General features: G+C 47.1%; 14 protein-coding genes and 2 tRNA genes. 12 read left to right on the plus strand and 4 right to left on the minus strand.

Annotated elements, in window-relative coordinates; all coding sequences use genetic code 11:
* Positions 1-70 precede the first annotated feature (70 nt).
* Together HMPREF1254_RS09975 and HMPREF1254_RS09980 are read right to left on the minus strand one after the other, a co-directional pair.
* The gene (locus tag HMPREF1254_RS09975) at positions 71-1,363 is read right to left on the minus strand and encodes an L-cysteine desulfidase family protein (protein WP_023058586.1); all 1,293 of its coding nucleotides are present in this window, start codon (positions 1,361-1,363) and stop codon (positions 71-73) included.
* Positions 1,364-1,487: 124 nt separating this feature from the next.
* The gene (locus tag HMPREF1254_RS09980) at positions 1,488-3,536 is read right to left on the minus strand and encodes a protein-disulfide reductase DsbD family protein (protein WP_023058510.1); all 2,049 of its coding nucleotides are present in this window, start codon (positions 3,534-3,536) and stop codon (positions 1,488-1,490) included.
* 1,085 nt (positions 3,537-4,621) lie between these two features.
* On the opposite strand from HMPREF1254_RS09980, the gene HMPREF1254_RS09985 reads away from it, so the two are divergent.
* From HMPREF1254_RS09985 to dusB, 12 genes are all read left to right on the plus strand, one after another.
* A complete protein-coding gene (locus tag HMPREF1254_RS09985) occupies positions 4,622-4,774 on the plus strand; it encodes a hypothetical protein (protein ID WP_155945461.1) in 153 nt (50 codons plus the stop codon).
* Positions 4,775-4,945: 171 nt separating this feature from the next.
* A complete protein-coding gene (locus HMPREF1254_RS09990; RefSeq protein ID WP_231385847.1) occupies positions 4,946-6,907 on the plus strand; it encodes a hypothetical protein in 1,962 nt (653 codons plus the stop codon).
* A gap of 319 nt (positions 6,908-7,226) precedes the next feature.
* Positions 7,227-7,299: transfer RNA gene (locus HMPREF1254_RS09995), tRNA-Gly, on the plus strand.
* Between the two features lie 99 nt (positions 7,300-7,398).
* A tRNA-Leu gene (locus HMPREF1254_RS10000) sits at positions 7,399-7,484 on the plus strand.
* Positions 7,485-7,507: 23 nt separating this feature from the next.
* On the plus strand, positions 7,508-9,181 hold the full coding sequence (locus HMPREF1254_RS10005) for a tetratricopeptide repeat protein (protein WP_023058520.1): 1,674 nt from the start codon (positions 7,508-7,510) through the stop codon (positions 9,179-9,181).
* A gap of 14 nt (positions 9,182-9,195) precedes the next feature.
* Entirely contained in the window at positions 9,196-10,191 is a 996-nt protein-coding gene (locus tag HMPREF1254_RS10010) for a DUF4369 domain-containing protein (protein ID WP_023058554.1), read from the plus strand.
* A gap of 11 nt (positions 10,192-10,202) precedes the next feature.
* Positions 10,203-11,744 carry a YifB family Mg chelatase-like AAA ATPase gene (locus HMPREF1254_RS10015; protein ID WP_023058628.1) on the plus strand — a complete coding sequence of 514 codons (1,542 nt, stop codon included), beginning with the start codon at positions 10,203-10,205 and terminating at the stop codon, positions 11,742-11,744.
* 96 nt (positions 11,745-11,840) lie between these two features.
* Positions 11,841-13,904 carry a methionine--tRNA ligase gene (gene metG, locus HMPREF1254_RS10020; protein WP_023058556.1) on the plus strand — a complete coding sequence of 688 codons (2,064 nt, stop codon included), beginning with the start codon at positions 11,841-11,843 and terminating at the stop codon, positions 13,902-13,904.
* 95 nt (positions 13,905-13,999) lie between these two features.
* Complete coding sequence (locus HMPREF1254_RS10025; protein WP_023058615.1) at positions 14,000-15,307, plus strand: DUF2851 family protein; 1,308 nt, start codon at positions 14,000-14,002, stop codon at positions 15,305-15,307.
* Between the two features lie 60 nt (positions 15,308-15,367).
* Positions 15,368-15,766, plus strand: coding sequence for an acyl-CoA thioesterase (locus tag HMPREF1254_RS10030; RefSeq protein WP_023058530.1), 399 nt, complete (start codon positions 15,368-15,370; stop codon positions 15,764-15,766).
* A 2-nt stretch (positions 15,767-15,768) separates the two neighbouring features.
* Positions 15,769-16,902 carry a DNA-processing protein DprA gene (dprA, locus tag HMPREF1254_RS10035; protein WP_036878602.1) on the plus strand — a complete coding sequence of 378 codons (1,134 nt, stop codon included), beginning with the start codon at positions 15,769-15,771 and terminating at the stop codon, positions 16,900-16,902.
* Between the two features lie 102 nt (positions 16,903-17,004).
* Complete coding sequence (gene dusB / locus HMPREF1254_RS10040) at positions 17,005-17,994, plus strand: tRNA dihydrouridine synthase DusB (RefSeq protein WP_023058528.1); 990 nt, start codon at positions 17,005-17,007, stop codon at positions 17,992-17,994.
* A 260-nt stretch (positions 17,995-18,254) separates the two neighbouring features.
* On the opposite strand, the gene secDF is transcribed toward dusB, so the two are convergent.
* Positions 18,255-21,299 carry a protein translocase subunit SecDF gene (gene secDF, locus HMPREF1254_RS10045; RefSeq protein WP_023058625.1) on the minus strand — a complete coding sequence of 1,015 codons (3,045 nt, stop codon included), beginning with the start codon at positions 21,297-21,299 and terminating at the stop codon, positions 18,255-18,257.
* 107 nt (positions 21,300-21,406) lie between these two features.
* Positions 21,407-22,495, minus strand: a complete 1,089-nt coding sequence (locus tag HMPREF1254_RS10050; protein WP_023058561.1) for an endonuclease/exonuclease/phosphatase family protein — start codon at positions 22,493-22,495, stop codon at positions 21,407-21,409.
* Positions 22,496-22,506 lie beyond the last annotated feature (11 nt).

The raw sequence follows: 22,506 nt of genomic DNA on the forward strand, positions 1-22,506 counted from the left end.
ATTGATGCTATCGCCAGCATTGGATGTCCATGGACTTTACGGGGGAATGATGCAGGTTTGGGAACGATACTTAGCACCGTTGTTTGCTGGTCATGATACTTAGAACCATCTCATCAGTCGTGCCCATGGCATCTTTGCCAATGCTGGTGAGGTTGCGTATCGAGCGATCCACGTCCTCGTCGATGATGCCTTCTGCCGACGTTACATGCTTATTTTCCATCGATAGCAGTGCCGAGAGCACCGCAGTGCTGACACCCGAGCTGATTTTCAGTGAGCAACTGGGCTTGGCTCCGTCGCAAATCATGCCGGTAAGGTTGGCAATCATGTTCTTGATAGCATGACAGATGTGCGCATAGTCGCCGCCCATAAGGTAGGTGATGCCGCAGCTTGAGCCAATGCTGGCCACCACACAGCCGCACAGAGCCGACAGTTTGCCCAGGCTCTGCTTGATGTAAATAGCCGACAGATGACTGAGCGTCAGTGCGCGAATAAGCTCTTCTTCCGTATTCTCGTTTTCCATGGCGTACACCACCACTGGGTTTGTAGCGCAGATACCCTGGTTTCCCGACCCACTATTGCTCATCACCGGTATCATGGCCCCACCCATTCGGGCGTCGCAGGCCAATGCTGTCTTGGCGATGATGTGCGAGTAGATGCTGTTACCGAATATCCCTCGGCTCAATGGGCGATCCATTGTCTTGCCTAAGCAGTGCCCGTAGTTGCCCTTCAGCGACTGCTCGGCAGCATTCATGTTATACTCTTTGGTTTTCAGCATGAACCTGATTTCGTCGATGGGAGTGGTGGTGGCGAAGTCGTAGACCATCCGGAAGGAAAGCTGTATGTCGTTCTGCTCCTGTTCATCTTGCTTCCTCAGGCCTTTGTCGAGCAGGATTTCCCCATTTTTACATAGGTGTACAAAGTTTGTATGCGCACCTGCGATGATGGCTTTTGCCGTTTGATGGTTTGCTTGGCATGTCACCTCAATGTACAGTTTCTCGGTAATTCCCTGTTTCAGTTGGATGTCTATGCGTTTTTCCTCTATATATTTCTTCGCTTCTTCCAGCGTCTGAGGTGTGAGATCCTTAATCACCTCCAGTTGATATTCAGCCTTGCCGACGATGCTACCCAAGGCAATGGCGATGGGTAGTCCAATCATTCCGGTGCCTGGAATGCCCACACCCATGGCGTTTTTCAGGATGTTGGCACTCAGTAGGGCGGTTATTTTCTCGGGCCGACAGCCCAACATCTCCGTTGCTTTGGCCGTACATAGTGCCACGGCCATGGGCTCTGTGCATCCAACGGCAGGCACTACTTCCTGGTGGATGAGCTGTATGATTTGTTTTCGGATATGTTCTTCAAGCATGGTTTTGTAGATTCAAATGGTTATTATATCGTGGTTTGTTTGTATGTAAGATTGCTTTACCCGTGCAAAGCAGGCTGCCTTGCCACGCGGCACAGACCGTATCGCGTGGCAAGGGCGTGCAAGGTTAGTCGCGATTGCGGTATGCCTCCAGTCCTTTCTTTAAGAAGTCGAGGTACGCCGACACATCTTCTTTATAGCTGTATGAGCCAGTCAGCGGTTTTCCTGCATTGTCCAATGGCACATAGAAGGGCTGCGTGTTGGCGCCAAACTTACTGCTTTGCAGGTAACTCCATTTGTCGCCAACGGTGCGAAGCGTGCGCTTTTTGCCGTTATCCATCACTTCCACCTGCTCTTTCAACGGTGTTTTGTCGTCCACGAACAAGGAGATGAGTACATAATCTTTTGTCAATACCTCCGCAACCGATGGATCAGTCCACACGGCCGCTTCCATCTTTCGGCAGTTGACACATCCAAAGCCGGTGAAATCGATGAAAGCAGGCTTGCCCTGAGCTTTGGCGGCAGCCATTCCTTCTTCATAATTAGTATAGGCGGCGTGAACCTCTTTGTTGTTCAGGTTGAAGTCTTGTGTGCTGATTGGGGGTGCAAAAGCACTCACGGCCTTAACAGGTGCGCCCCAAAGGCCAGGCACCATGTACACCGTGAAGGCCAGGGAAATCATGCCCAGCATAATGCATACCACCGGCATGGGTTTGCTCTCGCCGCCCACCATGTCGCTTTGGAACTTGAGGTGCCCGATGAGATAAAGTCCCAACATACCGAAGATGACAATCCACAGCGACAAGAACACCTCACGATCGAGGATGTGCCAGCCGTATGCAAGGTCGGCTACGGAGAGGAACTTTAAGGCGAAGGCCAGTTCGATAAAGCCCAATACCACCTTGATAGTGTTCATCCAAGAACCCGATTTGGGTGCTTGCTTCAGCCAAGAAGGGAACAGAGCGAAGAGTGTAAACGGCAGAGCCAGTGCCAAGGCGAAGCCAAACATCCCGATGGCAGGCCCCACCCAGTTGCCCGACGTGGCGGCTTGTACCAGCAAGAAGCCAACGATGGGTGCGGTACAAGAGAAAGATACCAGAACCAACGTGAAGGCCATCAGGAAGATAGAGAGCAATCCGGTGGTGGAAGAGGCCTTACTGTCCATTTTATTGCCCCATGACTCGGGAAGCCGCAGCTCGAACCATCCGAAGAAAGAGAGTGCAAACACCACCAGCAGCAGGAAGAAGAAGATGTTGAAAACCGCACTGGTTGCCAGCTCGTTGAGCTTGTGTGGATCAGTAAAAGCCGTCACAAGCAGTCCCAGCGACAGGAATATCACGATGATGGCCAAGCCGTAGGTGATGGCATCGCGCATGCCTTTGGCCTTGTCTTTGGTGCGTTTGAGGAAGAAACTTACCGTCATGGGGATGATGGGCCATACGCATGGGGTGAACAGCGCCAGCAATCCGCCGGCAAATCCCATCAGGAACAGAAACCACAGTGAACCGTTCTGCTCGCTACGACCATCCTGTTGTTGCAATTCTTGGATGACAGGTTGCCACAAATCTGTGCTGACAGCCACCTTATTAGTATCCACCGATGCGGGAAGTAGCGTGTCGGCTACCATGCTCTGCACGGAATCTGGGACGAGCGATGACGGCGAATCCTCATCTTTCGCCTCTTTTTCAGTCGGTTCCTGTGGTGTTGTTGCAGCCTCAACGGCCGGCGATTTCCCAACTTTCTTGAAGGCTACTTCTTGCGGTGGCATGCACGTTTGGTCGTTGCAGGCGCCATATTCCAAATAAGCATCAATGGTATAATTGGGTTTGGTGAACCTTACTTTCTGGACAAACTGCGCCTTATGCTCAAAAAAGCGCAGCTTCATGCCAAACAGGTTGTCCATCTTCGAGATTTCGTTGCCGCGCGCCACCAGGCCGCCCACTTTCTCTACACCGTCCATTTTGTTAACATGGAAAGAGGCTTCGATAGGCCCACTGCTGCCAAGGTTCACGGAATAGACGTGCCATCCCTGTTCTATATCAAGGTTGAAGACAATCTCACCTTCAGCAGTTTTGCCCGTCTTGAGTTGTACAGACGACTGTATGGGGTCCACAATTTGTGCTTGGGTGAATAGGGTCGTCAACGACAATAATGCCAACACTAAATACTTTTTCATGTTGAATGCTGTTTATGGTTGTAAAAACAATATTATATATCAAAAAAGCCGCATGCTACTACCACAGTTTATTGATGACTTCTGTCTATTATATTGGGCTGTAGATACAAAGCACTCTCACGACTTGTCCGACTTATAAAGTCGGTCTTGTTTGCAAAAATATATATTTCTGTTGATATCGACAAACGTAGGAGTGAAAAATACTTGTTTGAGAAAGCGCATTTTCAAGCCATTCTCAGCAGCCGCAGTCATCGTTGCTGTAAGAATCAAACATTCAGCACGAAGAAGGCTTAGTGTGATGAATTATCTTGACAACGAATGCGCTCATGCTTGGCTTGTAAATCAGCAACCCCAGTTCTTGCTTCAAATTCGCCCAAAATAAGAGAGTTTTCTATCTTGTAGTCCTACAAGAAGTTACGCGTATCTGTCACTGCCGTGGCTTCCTTTTTCTGACCTTTTACGAGTAAAAGCATTGCTTTTGGCACGCAATAGATATGCTGTTTCGCTGTAAGTACTTATATATTGAGAGCCAAAATGATGGTTTTAGCCACATCATTGCCTTGCTATTGGGTTGAAAGTTGATATTTTCTTCTTAATCAACGCCTTGTTTGCATCCCGTTTGCCTATTGATTTTTTCCAGATTGAAAGTTTTTGAAGGCCGTTTTAGGGGCGTTTTCTTTCAAAAATATTTTACACATTCTGTGAGGTATGGCCCCATGAGTTTCCTTATACCTCATTTTTACTTGGTTGTGGATAAGCTGACTTATTAGAATTCTTCTTCCGCTCATGCTCAGCAACTTGGACACTGTTGTTTTGTCTTTTGTAATTTTGTTAAAAACGATTAATTAGCGTTAAATTTGGAGGGGGGGGTAATTTGGAATGTTTCTATTTTTATACTTTTGCAAAAATTTTTTGTAAAGGCGCATAAGTCAACGGGATAACAGGCTTTTTCGTTTGCCAAAAATATACTATTTATCGCACTTGAGAGCGATTTTATGACAAAATTATACTTATCACTTAATCGAAATTTAGGAATTATGACGATGTGTTATGAAGATGGAAACAAACTGGAAAGATGTCTATTCATGGCATCTAAGAAAAAGGAATATGTTGCACCTCACACGCATGCTATATTTATAGAAGTTGTAAATTTGTTGGCTGCTTCTGATCCAGAGGCAAGTGTGCATGATATTGATTACGGTGGTGACCTCTATGATGAAGACATTGATGACCAATAAGCAATGGCAAAATCTGCGCTACCGTGGAGCATAAAACGTACCAGCAATTGTAAAGAAAGAAAAATGATAACAACAAACAAAATCAAAAATACGTATCACATGACTTCAAAAATATTTTCTATAACCATTATTTTTGTTTCGTTTCTATGCTTTTCGTGCAGCGAAACAGACATGGATAACGAGTTGAACCCAAACACCCCTCCTTCTACTCATGCGTCAACGACTTACGATGTAGACATCGAGGCACAAACAAACGCCCCCGAACGTCAGCATGCGTCTGCCAAACCTTTTGACATGTCATTCAAGGTCAGCGAAGAAAACATCGGTGGAAAAACGGTTTTGTACCCTAAGCTGAATATCACCAAAGAGGTCATACCGTCACTCGTGGTGCTGTACGACAAAAGAAACAACAAAAAGGAAATCGTAGAAGCCAACTGGAAAGTTGTCAAGAAAGGAACAGACGTGAGGCTGATATTAGAAAAACTGTCTCTTCAAAGCAACATAGCCGATGGCGAATGGTACTTGATGTCGATGATAGGTGGCGGAGAAAGGAAGGGCGATAACTTAGAAGTGAACACCGAGACTGCTATCAATGTCGTGGAAAAGAATCAGGAGTTCACCACGTCCTGCCCTTTTGCAACGACTTGGCGACGCATTGTTAAAAACGGCAATCAGATAAAGCTTGACAACAAAGATAAGAAAATGGTGTTCAAGCCGCAAGGGGTCTTTTTGATGGTATGGGTAGAAAACCGCACGACACTCGATACAAGGCTTCGTCGGGAAATTAGAATGGAGAGCAACGCCTTCTGTGCTTCGGGTGCGTATAAGTTCGATATCAACAAAGACCAAATTGCAGAAGATGCAGATTTGGCTGCAAGTTACTGGGAACCCAACAGCGCAAACACCATTCAGGGGCTTTCTCCTGTTTACGAGAAATACAATGCGAAGCAATATGCCACCACCATCAAGCTCAATTACCAAGATGGAAAAGACGATGGAACGCTTCGTCAAGGTAAGGGTGACCTCAACAATTATATCTATTTCAACAGCTATAAGAAACCGGCAACAGGTGTTACTGCAGCCAAAAATACAAAAACCACACGAGGATTTCTTGTGTGCCTGATGCCAGTTAATTATAAAAAGACAAGCAACTACGGTAGTATTATAGGCGAAACCTTATTCTATGGAAAGGTGGATGTCACCACCCCCCATAGGACAAACTTCACCTACGACTCCTCCATATACGGAACCGCTGGCAAGTCAGATCCCAACACATGGTGTCCATATATGGGCAACAGATATCTCTTGGGCAGCTTCTGTAAGGAACTCGAAAAAGGCACATGCTACAAAATGATGCTAAGAATCGTGCGCCCCATGCTCCCCATTGAGCGGTTGTGGGCTCATAGGCAAAATGGACAAATGCAACGGCGAAACTATAACGATGCAGAAGGTATCGCTGAGGGCACGAAAGTGGAGAAAGCTCCTTATCCCACATTGGATAGCAAACTTTATCGGTTGCCCAAATACTCTGAATTTGTCCCCATCTTCAACAACCCGAAGAAACAATTAGATAGTGGCGAGGGCTTGGGAGGTGTTAAAACCTTTGATGCTGGAGAAGGATACGGAAACAGTATACTGATGGGCTCACATCTTAATTTTGTAGACATCAATGGAAAGCAGAATAAATTTGACAACTGGTTCTGTTCGGTGAAAGACAGCAAGGTGTTATACGGAGTCATGTATATGAAACCTTACAAGGAACGAGATACATCTGCCACTAACAATTATAAAGTGGCAGTAAGAATGACTTTTCCAAATGCTAAAGCGAAAGGTGGAATAGCAACAGTAGACGTATATTATTTGGGACCAAATTATAATATAGATATACAAAATACTGGCTATTATTTGGCGCACGAAGATTTCTGGAAAAGGCTGAATAAGGAAGACATCATCCAACGTAAATTTCAGTTAGGTAATTATTGGATTAGCGACAAGAACATTACTCATCCATACGAGCCTAAATTTTCAAATGTAGATTTTACCTTGGATGGTATTTCACAGAAAGGTAATAAAAATCTTACTACAACGGGAGGGCATTATTTTCTTCCTTGGTTGAAAAGTCCGGCATGGTAATTATTAGAAAGCAATAACGTGGGTAGGAGGTAAATACGGATAGAAGTATTTACCTCCTTTGCGATGATTTCCTACCGATTGCCCTATCACACAAGCTGTGCAACTATTTATTTCATATAGTTGATTTGTCATGTTTGTAATGACGGCTAAAATGCATGGTATAATATATATTAAGGTGACAAGGTTTTTTAGAGAGAAGATTTCTGTATTAGCTTTTCGCTTGTTTATGATATTTGGCTTTACCAAACTTAATCAATAAAAAAATAAAATTTTTTTGTGGATATAAAGATTATATGCTACCTTTGCAACGTATAAAAATGCGGCAATAGCTCAGTTGGTAGAGCACAACCTTGCCAAGGTTGGGGTCGCGAGTTCGAGTCTCGTTTGCCGCTCATTTAAATATTTGTTCAGGCTGCTGTAGTCTGGTTGGTGCGACATGAAAACTTTTTTCCGTGGACAAACCTGGCAGATACAGTCGGTTTTGGCTGATTGCCGCAATGGTGGAATTGGTAGACACGAGGGACTTAAAATCCCTTGGCCAGTAATGGCTGTGCGGGTTCGAGTCCCGCTCGCGGCACACTAAAACTAAAAATGATTACTATGCGCAAAAATCTCATCTTTACTTTATCAGTATGTTCAGTGCTGGCATTCACCTCATGTTCTAAAATGGGAGCGTTGTCAGCAGACAATTTCACGGTTACCCCCAATCCGTTAGAGACAAAAGGCGGTCAGGTTCCTGCTACCATCAATGGTGCTTTTCCTGAAAAATACATGAAGAAAAACGCTGTTGTGACAGTGGTTCCTGAACTAAGATATGGAAACGGTCAGGTTGCCAAAGGGGCGGGATCTACGTTCCAAGGCGAGAAAGTGCTGGGAAACGATCAGATGATTTCTTATCGTTTGGGCGGACGTTACACCATGAAGACGGCGTTTGATTTCGTTCCAGCCATGCAGAAAAGTGACATGTATCTTACTTTCAGCGCTCGCAGGGGCAATAAGAAGATTAATATACCGGCCGTGAAGGTGGCCGAGGGCGTGGTTGCTACGTCCGAACTGTACAAGCAATTGCTGCTGGGTGACGGTGGTTGCATCGCTCCTGATTCATTCCAGCGTGTCAATGCGCGGAAGCAAGAGGCCAATATCAAGTTTTTGGTGAATCAAGCCAACTTGCGCCGGAGTGAATTGAAAAACAATTCTGTCAAGGAGTTCGTTGCCATGTTGAAGCGTATCAACGCCGATCGCGAGAAATTGAACATCCGCAACGTTGAGGTTCAGGCTTATGCATCACCGGAAGGTGGATTCAGTTTCAACGACAAGTTGGCTGGCAAACGCCAGAATACATCTGAGGCTTATGTTAAATCGCAGCTGAAGCAGACGGGTGTGGCCACTGGTATTGACGCTCACTACACCGCACAAGACTGGGATGGTTTCCAGAAATTGGTTCAGGCCAGCAACATTCAAGACAAGGATGTCATCCTGCGCGTGCTGTCCATGTACAAAGACCCCGAGCAGAGAGAGCAGCAGATTCGTAACATGAGCGCGGCTTTCCGCGAATTGGCAGACGGCATTTTGCCTGAGTTGCGTCGTTCTCGCCTGATCATTAACTATGAGACTATCGGCAGAAGTGATGAACAAATCAAGGCACAGTATGCCACCGATGCTACCAAACTTGGCGTGGAGGAAATGCTCTATTATGCTACTTTGGAAGACAATGTGGCCAAGAAGGAAGAAATCTACAAGCGCACGGCAGAATATTATGACAAAGACTATCGGGCTTTGAACAACCTGGCAACCTTGGCATTCATGAAGGGTGACGAGATGGAAGCCACACGTTATCTCGAACGTGCTTTGCGTGTTAATCCGCAAGCTCCTGAGGCTTTGGCTAATCTGGGTATCATGGAACTGGTTAACGGCAACGTGAAAGAGGCCGAAACCAGCATCGCCAAGGCACTGGGCGAACAGAATGTAAACGTGGCTATCGGCAGTTTGAATCTGGCAAAGGGCAATTTTGCACAAGCAGAGAAAGACTTTGAAGATGTTAACAGCAACAGTGCGGCACTTGCACAGTTGATGAACAAGAACTATGCTGCAGCAGCGGCTACGCTTGACAAGGTAGCTAACCCCAATGCTTTGACCGACTATCTGCACGCCATCGTGGCTGCACGTCGTGGTAACAAGTTTGCTGCAGAATCTTATTTGAAAGAGGCTTTGAAGAAAGACCCCTCATTAAAGACATACGCTGACAACGATTTAGAATTGTCTATCTTGAGATAAGGCAACAGTTTGCTATGAAGCATATTGCCTATTTCTTTTGGCTCACTTTGGTTTTGATGTCGTGCGGTACCGACAGTCATCATTTTAAACTCGATGGCCGGCTGCTGCATCTCAACCAAGGTGAGTTTTACGTTTACAGTCCCGATGGCATCATCGATGGAATGGACACCATCAAGGTGACGGGAGGGCGGTTCACGTACGAGATTCCTTGCGAGAAACCAGGAACGTTGCTCATCGTGTTTTCTAACTTTTCAGAACATCCCGTCTTTGCTGTACCTGGTAAAAAGGTTGAGGTGAAGGGGGATGCTTCGCATTTGAAGGAATTGGAAGTGAAAGGAACGGATGACAACGAGCTGATGTCTAAGTTCAAGAAGAAGATAGCCAACGCATCTCCTCCAGAGGTATTGAAATACGTAGAACAGTTTGTGAACGACCATCCCAGCTCGGATGTAGGCAGGTATCTTGTTGCCAAGTACTTTCTCAGAACGCCCAAGCCCAACTACCCCAAGGCCAAACAGCTGGTGGGTGTGATGGTGAAGAAACAGCCCAAGAATGGGGCTTTGAGCCGGTTGCAACGGCAACTCTCGGGAGGAAATGTGGTAGAAGGTGACCGATTGCCATCCTTCTCGGTGACTGATGTGAACGGCAATGTGGTGACCAGCGCAGTTTTGAGTCAGGCTCCACTGGCCGTCATCAATGTTTGGACTTCGTGGAGTTACGAAAGTCTGGATATACAGCGGCAGCTCAATCAGTTCCAGAAGAAACATGCTGGTCGCCTCAAGGTGGTTGGACTATCGATTGACCCCAGCAAAAAGGCCTGCAAGGAGACGTTGGATCGTGACTCCATTCGATGGTCGAACATCTGTGATGAGGCGTTGTTCGAGGGCAATCTTGTCCGACAATTAGGCATTTCATCCATACCTTATAATATCATCTTGAAAAACGGACTCGTAGTAGCATGTGGACTTGACGCTCAGGCTCTCATGAAGAAGTTGGAAGAGTTGATCTAAAGCGACTTATCATGCTGGTTAAAACCTATTGTGCAGCTGTCAACGGAATGGAAGTGACAACTGTGACTATTGAAGTTAGTTTAACAAACGGCATCATGTACCATTTCACCGGACTGGGAGATGAGGCCGTGAAGGAAGGGCGTAGCCGTATTGCTGCCGCCATGCAGTTCAATGGTTACAAGTTTCCGCATGCTGACATCACGGTGAACATGGCACCGGCCGACCTTCGTAAGGAGGGTAGCAGCTTCGATTTGCCCTTGGCAATTGCCATCTTGGCCGCTAATGGCAGCATCGTTTCTGAGGTGCTCGACCAGTATATGATGGTGGGTGAGTTAAGTCTTGATGGTACCTTGCAGGCAGTGAAGGGCGCACTTCCCATCGCCATTCGTGCCCGTAAGGAGCATTTTAAGGGGTTGATTGTCCCCAAACAGAATGTGCGTGAAGCCGCGGTTGTCAACAATTTGGAGGTCTATGGCATGGACTCGATGGTGGATGTCGTGCAGTTTTTGACGGGAGCCAAGTCGTTTGAACCCACCGTCATCGATACCCGAAAAGAGTTTTACGAACACCAATATCGGTTTGACCTTGATTATAGTGATGTTCGAGGACAGGAAAACGTGAAGCGAGCGTTGGAGGTAGCGGCGGCCGGAGGGCACAACCTCATCATGGTGGGACCGCCCGGAAGTGGAAAATCCATGATGGCCAAACGCCTGCCAACCATTCTTCCACCCCTCACGTTGGCCGAAAGTTTGGAAACAACACAGGTCCACAGCATCGCAGGTAAGCTGGGTGCTGATATGTCATTGATAGCGCAGCGCCCATTCCGCGCCCCACATCATACCATTAGTGAGGTGGCATTGGTGGGCGGCGGGTCCACGCCGCAGCCCGGAGAGATTACGTTGGCCCATCATGGCGTTTTGTTCTGTGACGAGCTTCCCGAGTTTAATAAATCCACGTTGGAAGTGTTGCGCCAACCATTGGAAGACCGGAAGATCACCATCTCGCGTGCGAAGTACACCATTGAATACCCTTGTAGTTTTATGTTTGTGGCGTCGATGAATCCCTGTCCGTGTGGTTATTATGGCGATCCCACGCATACATGCGTCTGTACTCCCGGTCAAATCCAGCGATACCTCAATAAGATTAGCGGTCCATTGCTCGACCGCATTGACATACAATGTGAAATCACGCCCGTGCCTTTCAAGGATATTTCCAAGGCAGCTCCTGGAGAACCTAGCGCTAATATCCGTGAACGTGTCATTGCGGCCCGTGCCATTCAGATTGAAAGGTATAAAGACTGCAAGGGTACTTATTGCAACGCGCAAATGACGGAGCGCATGATTCATCGCTTTGCCGAACCCGATGCCGATGGCATCAACATGCTCCGCATGGCGATGGAACGGCTGAGTTTGTCGGCTCGAGCCTACAATAGAATTCTGAAAGTGGCCCGTACCATCGCAGATTTGGAGGGTAGTGAGCATGTCAAGACCGAACATTTGGCTGAGGCCATAGGCTATCGAAGTCTGGACAGGGGCGACTGGGCTGAGCGATAGCACAGCAGGATGCTGTTTTAACTGCTCCCATTATTTTGCCATCTCTTTGATTTGTCGTAATTTTGCATGAAGAAACATTAAAAAACAGCTATACTCATGGAGGAGAAAAAATTCAAGCGGACAACCGTTACGGCGGCCTTGCCATACGCAAACGGTGGAGTTCATATCGGCCATCTGGCTGGAGTTTACGTGCCGGCCGACATCTATGTGCGCTACTTGCGCCTGAAAAAGGAAGACGTTATCTTCATCGGTGGCAGCGATGAGCACGGTGTACCCATCACCATCCGCGCCAGGAAAGAGGGCGTAACGCCGCAAGATGTGGTGGACCGCTATCATTCGCTCATCAAAAAGAGCTTCGAGGAGTTCGGCATCAGCTTCGACATCTATTCCCGAACTACCTCAAAAATACATCATAAGCTGGCTTCTGACTTCTTCAAGAAGTTGTACGAGGATGGGAAACTGTTGGAACAAGAAACTGAACAGTATTATGATGAGGAAGCACATCAGTTCTTGGCCGACCGCTATATCACGGGCGAGTGTCCCCATTGTCACCATGAAGGCGCCTATGGGGACCAATGTGAGCATTGCGGCAGCGACCTTTCACCCATGGAATTGATTAATCCGAAGTCGGCCATCAGCGGTTCAAAACCGGTCATCAAGAAGACCAAAAACTGGTATCTGCCGCTCAACGAGTACCAACCATGGCTCAAGAAATGGATTCTGGAGGGGCATCAAGAGTGGCGATCCAATGTGTATGGCCAGTGTAAGAGTTGGTTGGACCTTGATTTGCAGCCTCGTGCCATGACGCGTGACCTTGACTGGGGTATCCCTGTGCCTATAGAAGGAGCCGAAGGCAAGGTGCTTTACGTTTGGTTCGACGCCCCCATCGGGTACATATCGAATACTAAGGAGCTATGTGAGAAAGAACCTGAACGCTGGGGTTCATGGGAAAAGTGGTGGAAAGACCAAGACACCCGACTGGTACACTTCATCGGCAAGGATAACATCGTGTTCCATTGTCTGATTTTCCCCACGATGTTGAAAGCCCATGGCGGCTATATTTTGCCCGACAACGTGCCGTCTAACGAGTTCCTCAACCTGGAGGATGATAAGATATCTACCTCTCGCAACTGGGCTGTTTGGTTGCACGAGTACTTGGTTGACCTTCCTGGTAAGCAGGATGTGCTGCGCTATGTACTCACAGCCAATGCTCCTGAAACCAAGGATAACAACTTTACTTGGAAAGATTTTCAAGAACGTAACAACTCGGAATTGGTGGCTATCTACGGCAATTTCGTGAACCGAGCGTTGCAGTTGACCAAGAAATATTTCGGCGGAGTGGTGCCTCCATGTGGAGAATTGCTCGATGTTGACAAGCAAGCGCTTGATGAGTTTAAGGACGTGAAGAACAAAGTGGAGGGTTATCTCGATGCGTTCAAGTTCAGAGAAGCGCAGAAAGAAGCTATGAACCTGGCCAGAATCGGCAACAAATACATGACCGAATGTGAGCCATGGAAAGTTTGGAAGACCGATCCAGAACGTGTGAAAACCGTTTTGTACATCTCATTACAGTTGGTAGCCAACCTCGCCATTGCCTTCGAACCATTCTTACCGTTCTCTTCAGAGAAGCTTCGTCGCCTCATTAAGATGGATACTTGCGACTGGAATTTGTTGGGGAACCATGATTTGTTAAAGGCTGGTCACCAGCTGGCTGAGCCAGAATTGCTTTTTGAGAAGATTGAAGACGAGATCATTGAGCTGCAACTTAAAAAGTTGGAAGATACGAAGAAGGCCAATGCTGCTGCTGCCTACACGGCTAAACCCATCAAGCAGACAATTGATTTCGCTGATTTTGAGAAGTTAGACATCCGTGTTGGACATATCAAACACTGTGAGCGTGTGAAGAAAGCCAATAAGTTGCTGAAGTTTACCATCGATGACGGTTCGGGTAAAGACCGCACCATTGTCAGTGGTATTGCCAAGTTCTACGAGCCAGAAAGCCTCATTGGTAAGGATGTTTGCTTCATTGCCAACCTGGCACCGCGTAAGTTGATGGGCATAGAGAGCCAGGGTATGATACTTTCTGCCGAGGACTTTGACGGTTCGCTCAGTGTCACGGCCCTCGAACATCCTGTCAAACCAGGTAGTCAGGTGATGTAGAGAGCCTTTCATGGGCATGCATCATCGGGATGAACCCCCATCTGTTGCCGCTCGTTTGGCCACATTTCGTCGAGCTTGAAAACAGTTTTAAAATCATGGAGCAGCTATTGCATTATTGTTGGAAGCATCGCCTGTTTACATTACGGCAACTCACTACCACTGACAACCAAGCGTTGGAAGTGATAGATGTGGGGCTGCATAATGCCAATTCGGGTCCTGATTTTCTCAATGCTAAAGTCAAGATAGGCAACACGGTGTGGGTGGGTAATGTGGAAATACACGTCAGGACGAGCGACTGGTATGTGCATCGCCACGAGCAAGATGCGGCTTATAACAATGTGATACTGCACGTCGCGGGTGAAATTGATGCGGAAGTAAAAACCGAGAGTGGTCGTGTTGTGCCCCAGTTGCAGCTTTCTGTGCCAGCTTCGGTTGCGCAGCATTACGAGCAATTGCAGACCATCGACACCTATCCTCCGTGCTATGAGATTATTCCCAACCTGTCAACTTTGACGATTCACGCATGGATGTCGGCCTTGCAGACAGAGCGTTTAGAACAAAAAACGCATGACATCGAACGCCGTTTGCAGCAGTGTGACGGCGATTGGGAGGCTGCTCTCTTCATCACATTGGCGCGCAACTATGGATTTGGCATCAATGGAGAGGCCTTTGAACAGTGGGCAAGGTCGATTCCGTTGCACGCTGTGGATCATCATCGCGATGACCTGTTTCAGATAGAGGCGTTCTTTATGGGGCAAGCAGGATTACTCGAGCGTCATCTTATTCCGCAGAAATATCACGGAACGATGGATGAAGAGGGCTATTTTGAGCGTCTGCGAACAGAATATCTCTATCTGCAACGAAAGTTCTCGCTACAACCCATCGATGGAAAAATGTGGAGATTCTTGCGATTGCGCCCGCAAAATTTTCCCTACATCCGCATCGCACAGTTGGCCAATCTATACCATTCCCGTCGGTTTGGATTGCGTAATTTGGTGGAAAGTGAGACCCTTGACGACTTAAAAGTAGCGATGAAATCGGCTGTTTCGCCCTATTGGGAAACTCATTATGTGTTTGGTTCGGTGAGTAGGAAGAGCGAAAAACGGCTTTCGGAAGCGTCACTGAACGTTCTTCTCATCAACACCGCCATTCCATTTTTGTTCGCCTATGGTCGGCACGAGTCGTCAGAATCGCTTTGCGAACAGGCCATTCATTATCTGGAACAGCTCAAACCAGAGCGAAACCACATTGTCACCATGTGGCAACAATGTGGCCTTGATGTACAAAATGCTGGCGACACCCAGGCTTTAATCCAACTCAAGACGCAATATTGTGACCGGAAAGAATGTCTGCGTTGTCGTTTTGGCTATGAATATTTGAAAGGTAAACAACAGAACATGTAAGAGAATCATTGGCTATACGCCTTCTCTAAATATTATTTTTAAACCAAGGAATTTGAAATAATGGAATATATTTTTGAAACGGAAATGGAAGTTCGCGACTATGAATGCGACATACAGGGTATCGTTAACAATGCCAATTATCTGCATTACACAGAACACACGCGCCACTTGTTCTTAAAATCATTGGGCGTGAGTTTTGCCAAACTGCACGAAGAAGGTGTAGATGCCGTGGTGGCACGTATGAAATTGGAATATAAAGTGCCACTGAAATGTGATGACCACTTTATATCCAGACTATCGATGAAAAAGAAAGGATTGAGATATGAGTTTTGTCATGACCTATATCGTGCCGCAGATGAAAAGTTATGTTTCTCTTGCCAAGCTGATTTGGTATGCTTAATCAATGGGCGACTGGGACATAGCGAAGACTACGACCGCGCGTTTGCTAAATATCTATGAACATGACAGACCCACAAGAACTCATCAACACCATCGCTTTGACGCGCATCAACCATTTTCATCTTACGGGAATGGTTCAGTTGTATCGTAGGTTAGGCTCGGCGACAGCCGTGATAGAGCATCGACATGACATCCGAGAGGTGCTGCCCGATGCTTCGCCTAAGTTGGTGTCATCGCTTCAAAACGTAGACCAATACTTGCGTAGAGCAGAGGAAGAGCTCGAGTGGGACGTGTCAAATGGTGTCATGCCGCTTTGCATGAATGACGAAAACTACCCGCAACGGCTCAGGGAATGTGACGATGCACCGTTGATGTTGTTTTACAAAGGGTCGGTCAACCTGAACCAACGCCGTGTTATCAGCGTGGTGGGAACTCGAAGAAACACTGTCTACGGAGAGGATTTAATTCGTCGGTTCATGGCAGAACTGCGGCAGTTGTGTCCACAAGTACTCGTGGTTAGCGGCCTCGCTTATGGCGTAGATATCCTCGCTCACCGCCATGCTTTGCAAAATGGATACCCTACAATGGGCGTTCTGGCGCATGGATTGGATTATCTTTATCCTCCCAGACATCGGCAAACAGCCGATGAAATGGTGCAAAAAGGAGGGTTGCTCACAGAATTTCTCACGCAGACCAATGCGGACAAAGTGAACTTTGTGAGAAGAAATCGCATCGTAGCAGGAGTTTCTGATGCATGTATCGTTGTAGAAAGTGCTGCCCATGGTGGAGGTTTAATCACCGCCAGTTTGTCTCGAACCTATAACAGAGAGGTGTTTGCCTTCCCTGGTAACGTGGGTAGCCCATATAGTGAAGGATGCAACAACTTGATACGAGACAACGTGGCAGGGCTCATCAATCATGCTTATGATTTCGTTAAAAGCATGGGATGGGAAGATGATGCAAGGCTCAGTCGTGCACATCATGAAGGAATAGAGCGACAGTTATTCCCGGATTTATCGGCTGAGGAACAGCAAGTTGTTGGCGTGTTGCAAAAAAACAACGACTTACAAATCAATATGCTGAGTGTTCAGGCGGGCATTCCCATTGCCAAACTCTCTGCCATTCTCTTTACTTTGGAAATGAAAGGCGTGTTGAAAGCCTTACCTGGTGGTATTTACCACTTGCTCTTGGGTTGATAGGAATCTGCTCATGGATTGACATCGTTCATGAGCATTCTATGCCATGTCGTTTAGGCTTGGCAGCTTAATACAGATGAAATCAGTAACCTTTTCAGGAAAATGAAGATAGGAAACATAGACTTAGGCGTGCAACCAATCTTGTTGGCTCCGATGGAAGACGTGACAGACATCGGTTTCAGACAGTTGTGTAAGCGTTTTGGTGTATCCATGGTATATACCGAATTCGTCAGTGCAGAAGCACTTGTGCGGTCCATTCAAGCCAGTTTGAACAAGTTGACTATTAGTGACGCCGAACGACCCGTAGGCATACAAATTTACGGAAGGGACGTCGAGTCTATGGTGGAAGCTGCCAAGATTGTTGAACAGGCCCATCCTGACGTGATTGACATCAACTTTGGATGTCCTGTCAAGAAAGTGGCAAGCAAAGGTGCAGGCGCTGGTATGCTGCGTAACATACCGCTTTTGTTGGAGATTACCCGAGAGGTGGTCAAAGCTGTGCGTACGCCAGTAACGGTGAAGACACGCTTGGGATGGGATGAAAACAATCTTATTATCACCGAATTGGCCGAACAACTGCAAGACTGTGGTATCCAAGCGCTGACCATTCACGGCCGCACACGCAGTCAGATGTACACCGGAAATGCTGATTGGACGCTGATTGGCGGGGTGAAAAACAATCCTCACATCCACATTCCTATCATTGGCAACGGCGACATTACCTCGCCTCAGGAAGCCAAACAGGCTTTCGAGCGTTTTGGTGTAGATGCCATCATGGTTGGCCGGGCAGCCTTTGGACAGCCCTGGATCTTTAAAGAGATGCGTGACTATCTCGACGGAAAACCTTACGATGCGTCGCTTGACATCAATAAAAAGATAGACATATTGAAGGAACAGCTGCACATCAATGTATCGCGCATCGATGAATACCGTGGTATCTTGCACACCCGGAGGCATTTGGCAGCCAGTCCCATCTTCAAAGGCATCCCCGATTTCCGACAAACCCGCATCGCCATGCTGCGGGCATCTACCGTTGTAGAACTGGAAAACATTTTGGAAGCGTGCAGAAAACGATTAGTGGATGAACGCTAAGTTCTCTGTTTTAGAACATCGCCAATACGCTATCTTTGTCTAAATGGAATGTGCTAAGAGAATGCTTCTCGGTCGTTTATCTGTCCATCGAGCCTGTGCTTCTCTTGATATTCTGCTCTGTTCTACAAGGCTATAGGCGTTCGTTCCGTCCCAGCATCCTCTTTTCATCTTCCTCATTCCATAAATAAAAGCGGCATAACCTCACCGAGGTTATGCCGCTCTTGTTAGTGGTTTATTTCTTTGTTCAGCGTTCCATGTCGTTATGATACAACGACAGCCTCTTCTTCTTGTTCTTTCTTGATTTTGCGTCCCAATACTATGTAAGCGATTGGTGATGCCAAGAAGATAGAACTGAGCGTACCAACGAAGACACCGATGATTAAGGCAAAGGCGAAACTGCGAATGCTGTCAGCACCGAGGATGAAGATTGGAACCAACACAATCAATGTAGACACTGAGGTGTTGATGGTACGAGCCAATGTCTGGTTGATAGAATCGTTGAACGTCTTTTGTATATCTTGTTTTGGATGCAACTTCAAGTTCTCACGGATACGGTCAAATACCACCACCGAGTCGTTGATGTCGTAACCAATCACCGTCAGGATAGCACCGATGAACGTTTGGTCAATCTCCAAGGAGAAGCCTATCCATCCGTAGCATAACGAGAACAAGCCGACCACAATCAAGGTGTCTATAATCAATGCTGCAACTGAACCAATGGAGAAACCAATGTTGCGGAATCGCAGTAAGATATACAAGAAGATACATATCAGTGCAATTACAACGCTCTTGATGGCGTTATTTGTGATGTCCTTAGCGATGGATGGCCCCACTTTAGAAGAACTGATGATTGATCCACCTTCGCGGATATCAGGATTCTTGAATGCCTCTATACTGGATTGCTTCACAAGTCCGGCTTTCTTCAGCGAGGTATATAGAATCGTTTCTGCCTGATCATCCATCTGCGGGTCATTGCTTTCCAGATTGTAGTTGGTAGATACGCGGAAGGTCTTGCCGTCGGTACCGATGGCAATCACGGTGGTGGTTGCGGGTTTGCCTATATTCTTACCTACCGTGTTTTGGAATGCATTGTCCAAAGCGTTGCGTACTTCCTCCACATGTGTGTTCTTATCAACCGTCACAACGTAGTTGCGTCCACCCGTAAAGTCAATGCTCTGACTCAAACCACGAACAACAAAGCTGCCGATGCAGATGGCAATTGCAATGGCGTAAATCGTGCCACTGGTCTTGAACATGCTCATAAATTTATAGCGTGTGTTCTGCATCATGTGCTCTGATATGCCCGTCCAGAACTTGAGGTTCTGCCACTTGTCTTTGTTCAGCTTGTGTTCATAAACCAAACGAGTCAAGAATACGGCACTGAAGAACGAACAAGCCAGACCAATTAACCATGTGGTAGCAAATCCCTGGATGGGCCCCGTACCGAATATCAACAGGATAACACCCGTGATGGCTGATGTCAAGTTGGAGTCGAAGATGGCACTGAAGGCGTTGCTGTAACCAGCTGCTACCGCCTGTTTCATATTCTTTCCGGCTCGCAGCTCCTCTTTGATGCGTTCGTATATCAGCACGTTGGCGTCGACGGCCGTACCCAACGTAAGCACCATACCGGCAATACCCGACATGGTAAGGGCGGCTTGAAATGACGTTAGAATACCCAAGGTGAAGAATACGTTTACTATCAAGGCGCAGTTGGCGATCATACCTGGGATGAAATTGTACATCACAATCATGTAGATCATCAACAGCACGAAGGCTATCACGAATGAGATGATGCCTTGCTGGATAGATTGTGCACCCAGCGTAGGACCAACAACCTCTTCTTGTACGATGCGTGCAGGTGCCGGCATACGACCTGATTTCAGGGTGTTGGCCAAGTCTTTGGTGTCTTCGATAGTGAAGCTACCCGTGATGGATGATTGTCCACCATCAATTTGGCCTTGGATGCGAGGAGAGGTGTACACCAATCCGTCCAACACAATGGCAACAGCTCTACCGATGTTAGCCTTGGTGATGGCCGACCAGCGGCGTGCACCGTCTGCGTTCATGGTCATGGAAACCTCTGGCTTACCTGACAAGTGGTCAAACTGGTCGGATGCGTCAACAATCACATCGCCTTCCAACGGAGCGCGTCCGGTGGTGGTTGTAATCTTCAAAGCATGCAGTTCATAATAGTTTTTCACTTGCAGTCCATCTGCTGGTTTGGCACTCCAAAGCAGTTTCAAGTCAGCAGGAAGAATCTGCTTGGCGAGGTCTGAATGGATAATTCTGTTTACTTCTGCGGTATCGCGTACACTGGCATAACCTACGAGGCTCAGTGCATTGCGACCTGTGGTACTCAAGATGGCCAACAGTGGGTGCTCTTTCTTGGCAGCAGCGATTTGTTTTTCATTCGAAACTTTTACGTCGCCTTCTTTCTGGTCTTTCTTAAGTTGGAACTTAGGATCTGCTTTTTTAACGGCTTTCTTTTCACTGGCATCCGCAACGGCCTTGGCCGCAGTGGTGTCGGCAGCGGTTGTGTCGGTCACATGTGTGTCGCCATTGGCCAGACGAGCGTCCAGTTGTGTCAGGTAAGGAATGATTTCTTCAGCATTGAAAGTCTCCCAGAATTCGAGATTGGCACTACCTTGCAACAGTTTACGCATACGCTCTGGCTCACGAATACCCGGCATTTCAACCATGATGCGACCTTGTTGTCCCTCCAATTTCTGGATGTTCGGCTGAACAACACCAAATTGGTCGATACGCGTGCGCACGACGTTGAACGAGTTGTCGATGGCCGATTGGGTTTCTTGGCGCAATGCTTTCTCTACCTCGGCGTCGGTGCTTTGTGGGTTCACCTTGCCTTGAAGTTGCTGCGTGGCAAAGATTTCAGCCAATCTGTGGCCTGGCGCATTCTTCTTGTACGCTTTAATAAAGAGAGAGATAAAGTCTTCCTGGCTGGTTTCTTCCTCTGCTCTTGCCTCTTTCATCGATTTCACGAAGGCGGCATCTGTCTTGTGGTCAGCGAGCATTTCTACTACGTCAGGCACCGATATCTCCAATATCACGTTCATACCACCTTTCAGGTCAAGGCCCAATCCGATTTGAGTTTCCAAACATCTTTGGTAAGAATAGATGCCCAGATACTTCACAGAGTCTTTGTACTCTTGTTGTGCAATCGGATCTTTCAGCTTTGCTGCTTGGCCATCATAATAGCGAGTGGCAACTGAAAATGACAAATAGAAGATGCTTGCAAGCGTCAGTAGGACAGCCGTTACAATTACAATTCCTTTGTTTTGCATTTTAATTTATTATTATTGATGATTGTTTTTTCACAACTTTTGATAGACGTGCAAAGATACTATTTTTTTGTTAGTATGAAAAATTTATGGCATTTAAATGCACATTTTTAAGCATTTGGAGCCTTTTTCAGCCAGCAATAGATGGGATAGTGGTCGCTTGCTTTTATTTTGTTGTCTACCTTGCAGTTGTAGGGTGTCCAGTCTTTCGAGCACATCATGTGATCGATGCGCACATAAAACCCACCAATGTGATAAGAAATGCCAGGCCCGTTTGCCGTTTCAACGTAGCAGTCGCGCAGCTGTTTGGCAATGGTTCGGCGGGCATACGAATTGGGTCCGTCGTTGAAGTCACCGCAAACAATCACGCTCTTGTTCCGATGTGCTGCGATGTATTGGGCTATTGCATCGGCTTGAGCGGCTCTAATGCTTGACGCCTCTCCCAGTTTTCTAATGAGTGTTTTGGTGCTTACTTGAGCTAATTCGCCCTTGATGTCGCCTTTGACAACACCCTTAAAGTTGGCTTTGTCTTCTGATGACAGACCGATGGACTCCAGATGGTTGTTGATGACAATCACCGTGTCGCCATGAATGTTCAGATAGAAAGCCGTTGAGTGGTTGCCTTCAGAGGGATAGTTGATGTCTTCTTGGCTGATGATGGGGTGACGGCTGTAGATATCCATGATGTCTCCTTTGTTCTTGGCGTGCGAACCGGCATGGTATGGATATAGTGAGTCCATCTGTGCTTTTGCTTTGTCTGCGTACTTGCCCCATGCGTCAGACTCCTGAAGACATACGATGTCTGCGTCTTGCTCTTTGATAAAATCCAGCACGGGGTTGTTCTCGTGTTCAAAACCATTACCACCAAAGAACCAAACATTGTAGGAAAGCACCTTGATGGCACCTTCGGGTGTCTGTTTGGGAAGGTTGATGGGGAAGTAAGCCCTGATAGGTTGGTAGCATGCGAGAAATCCCAACAGGGGAATCCAGACATGCTTTGGATGGAAAAAAATCCAGAAAACAAGAAATCCTAAATTGATGCAGAGCATCACGGGGAGTAGCAATCCCAGGTTGGATAGTGAAGGGTGGAGGGCCGGATTGATTCGGTCGGCGTAGCCAACCAGTAACATGGCGATGATGGTGGTGATATTTGCTCCGGCAAAGAGCTGGAAAACAAACTTCTTGATAGCTTTTCCCATTCCCCTTCTGC

Source organism: Prevotella sp. BV3P1 (assembly GCF_000479005.1).
Classification (GTDB): domain Bacteria; phylum Bacteroidota; class Bacteroidia; order Bacteroidales; family Bacteroidaceae; genus Prevotella.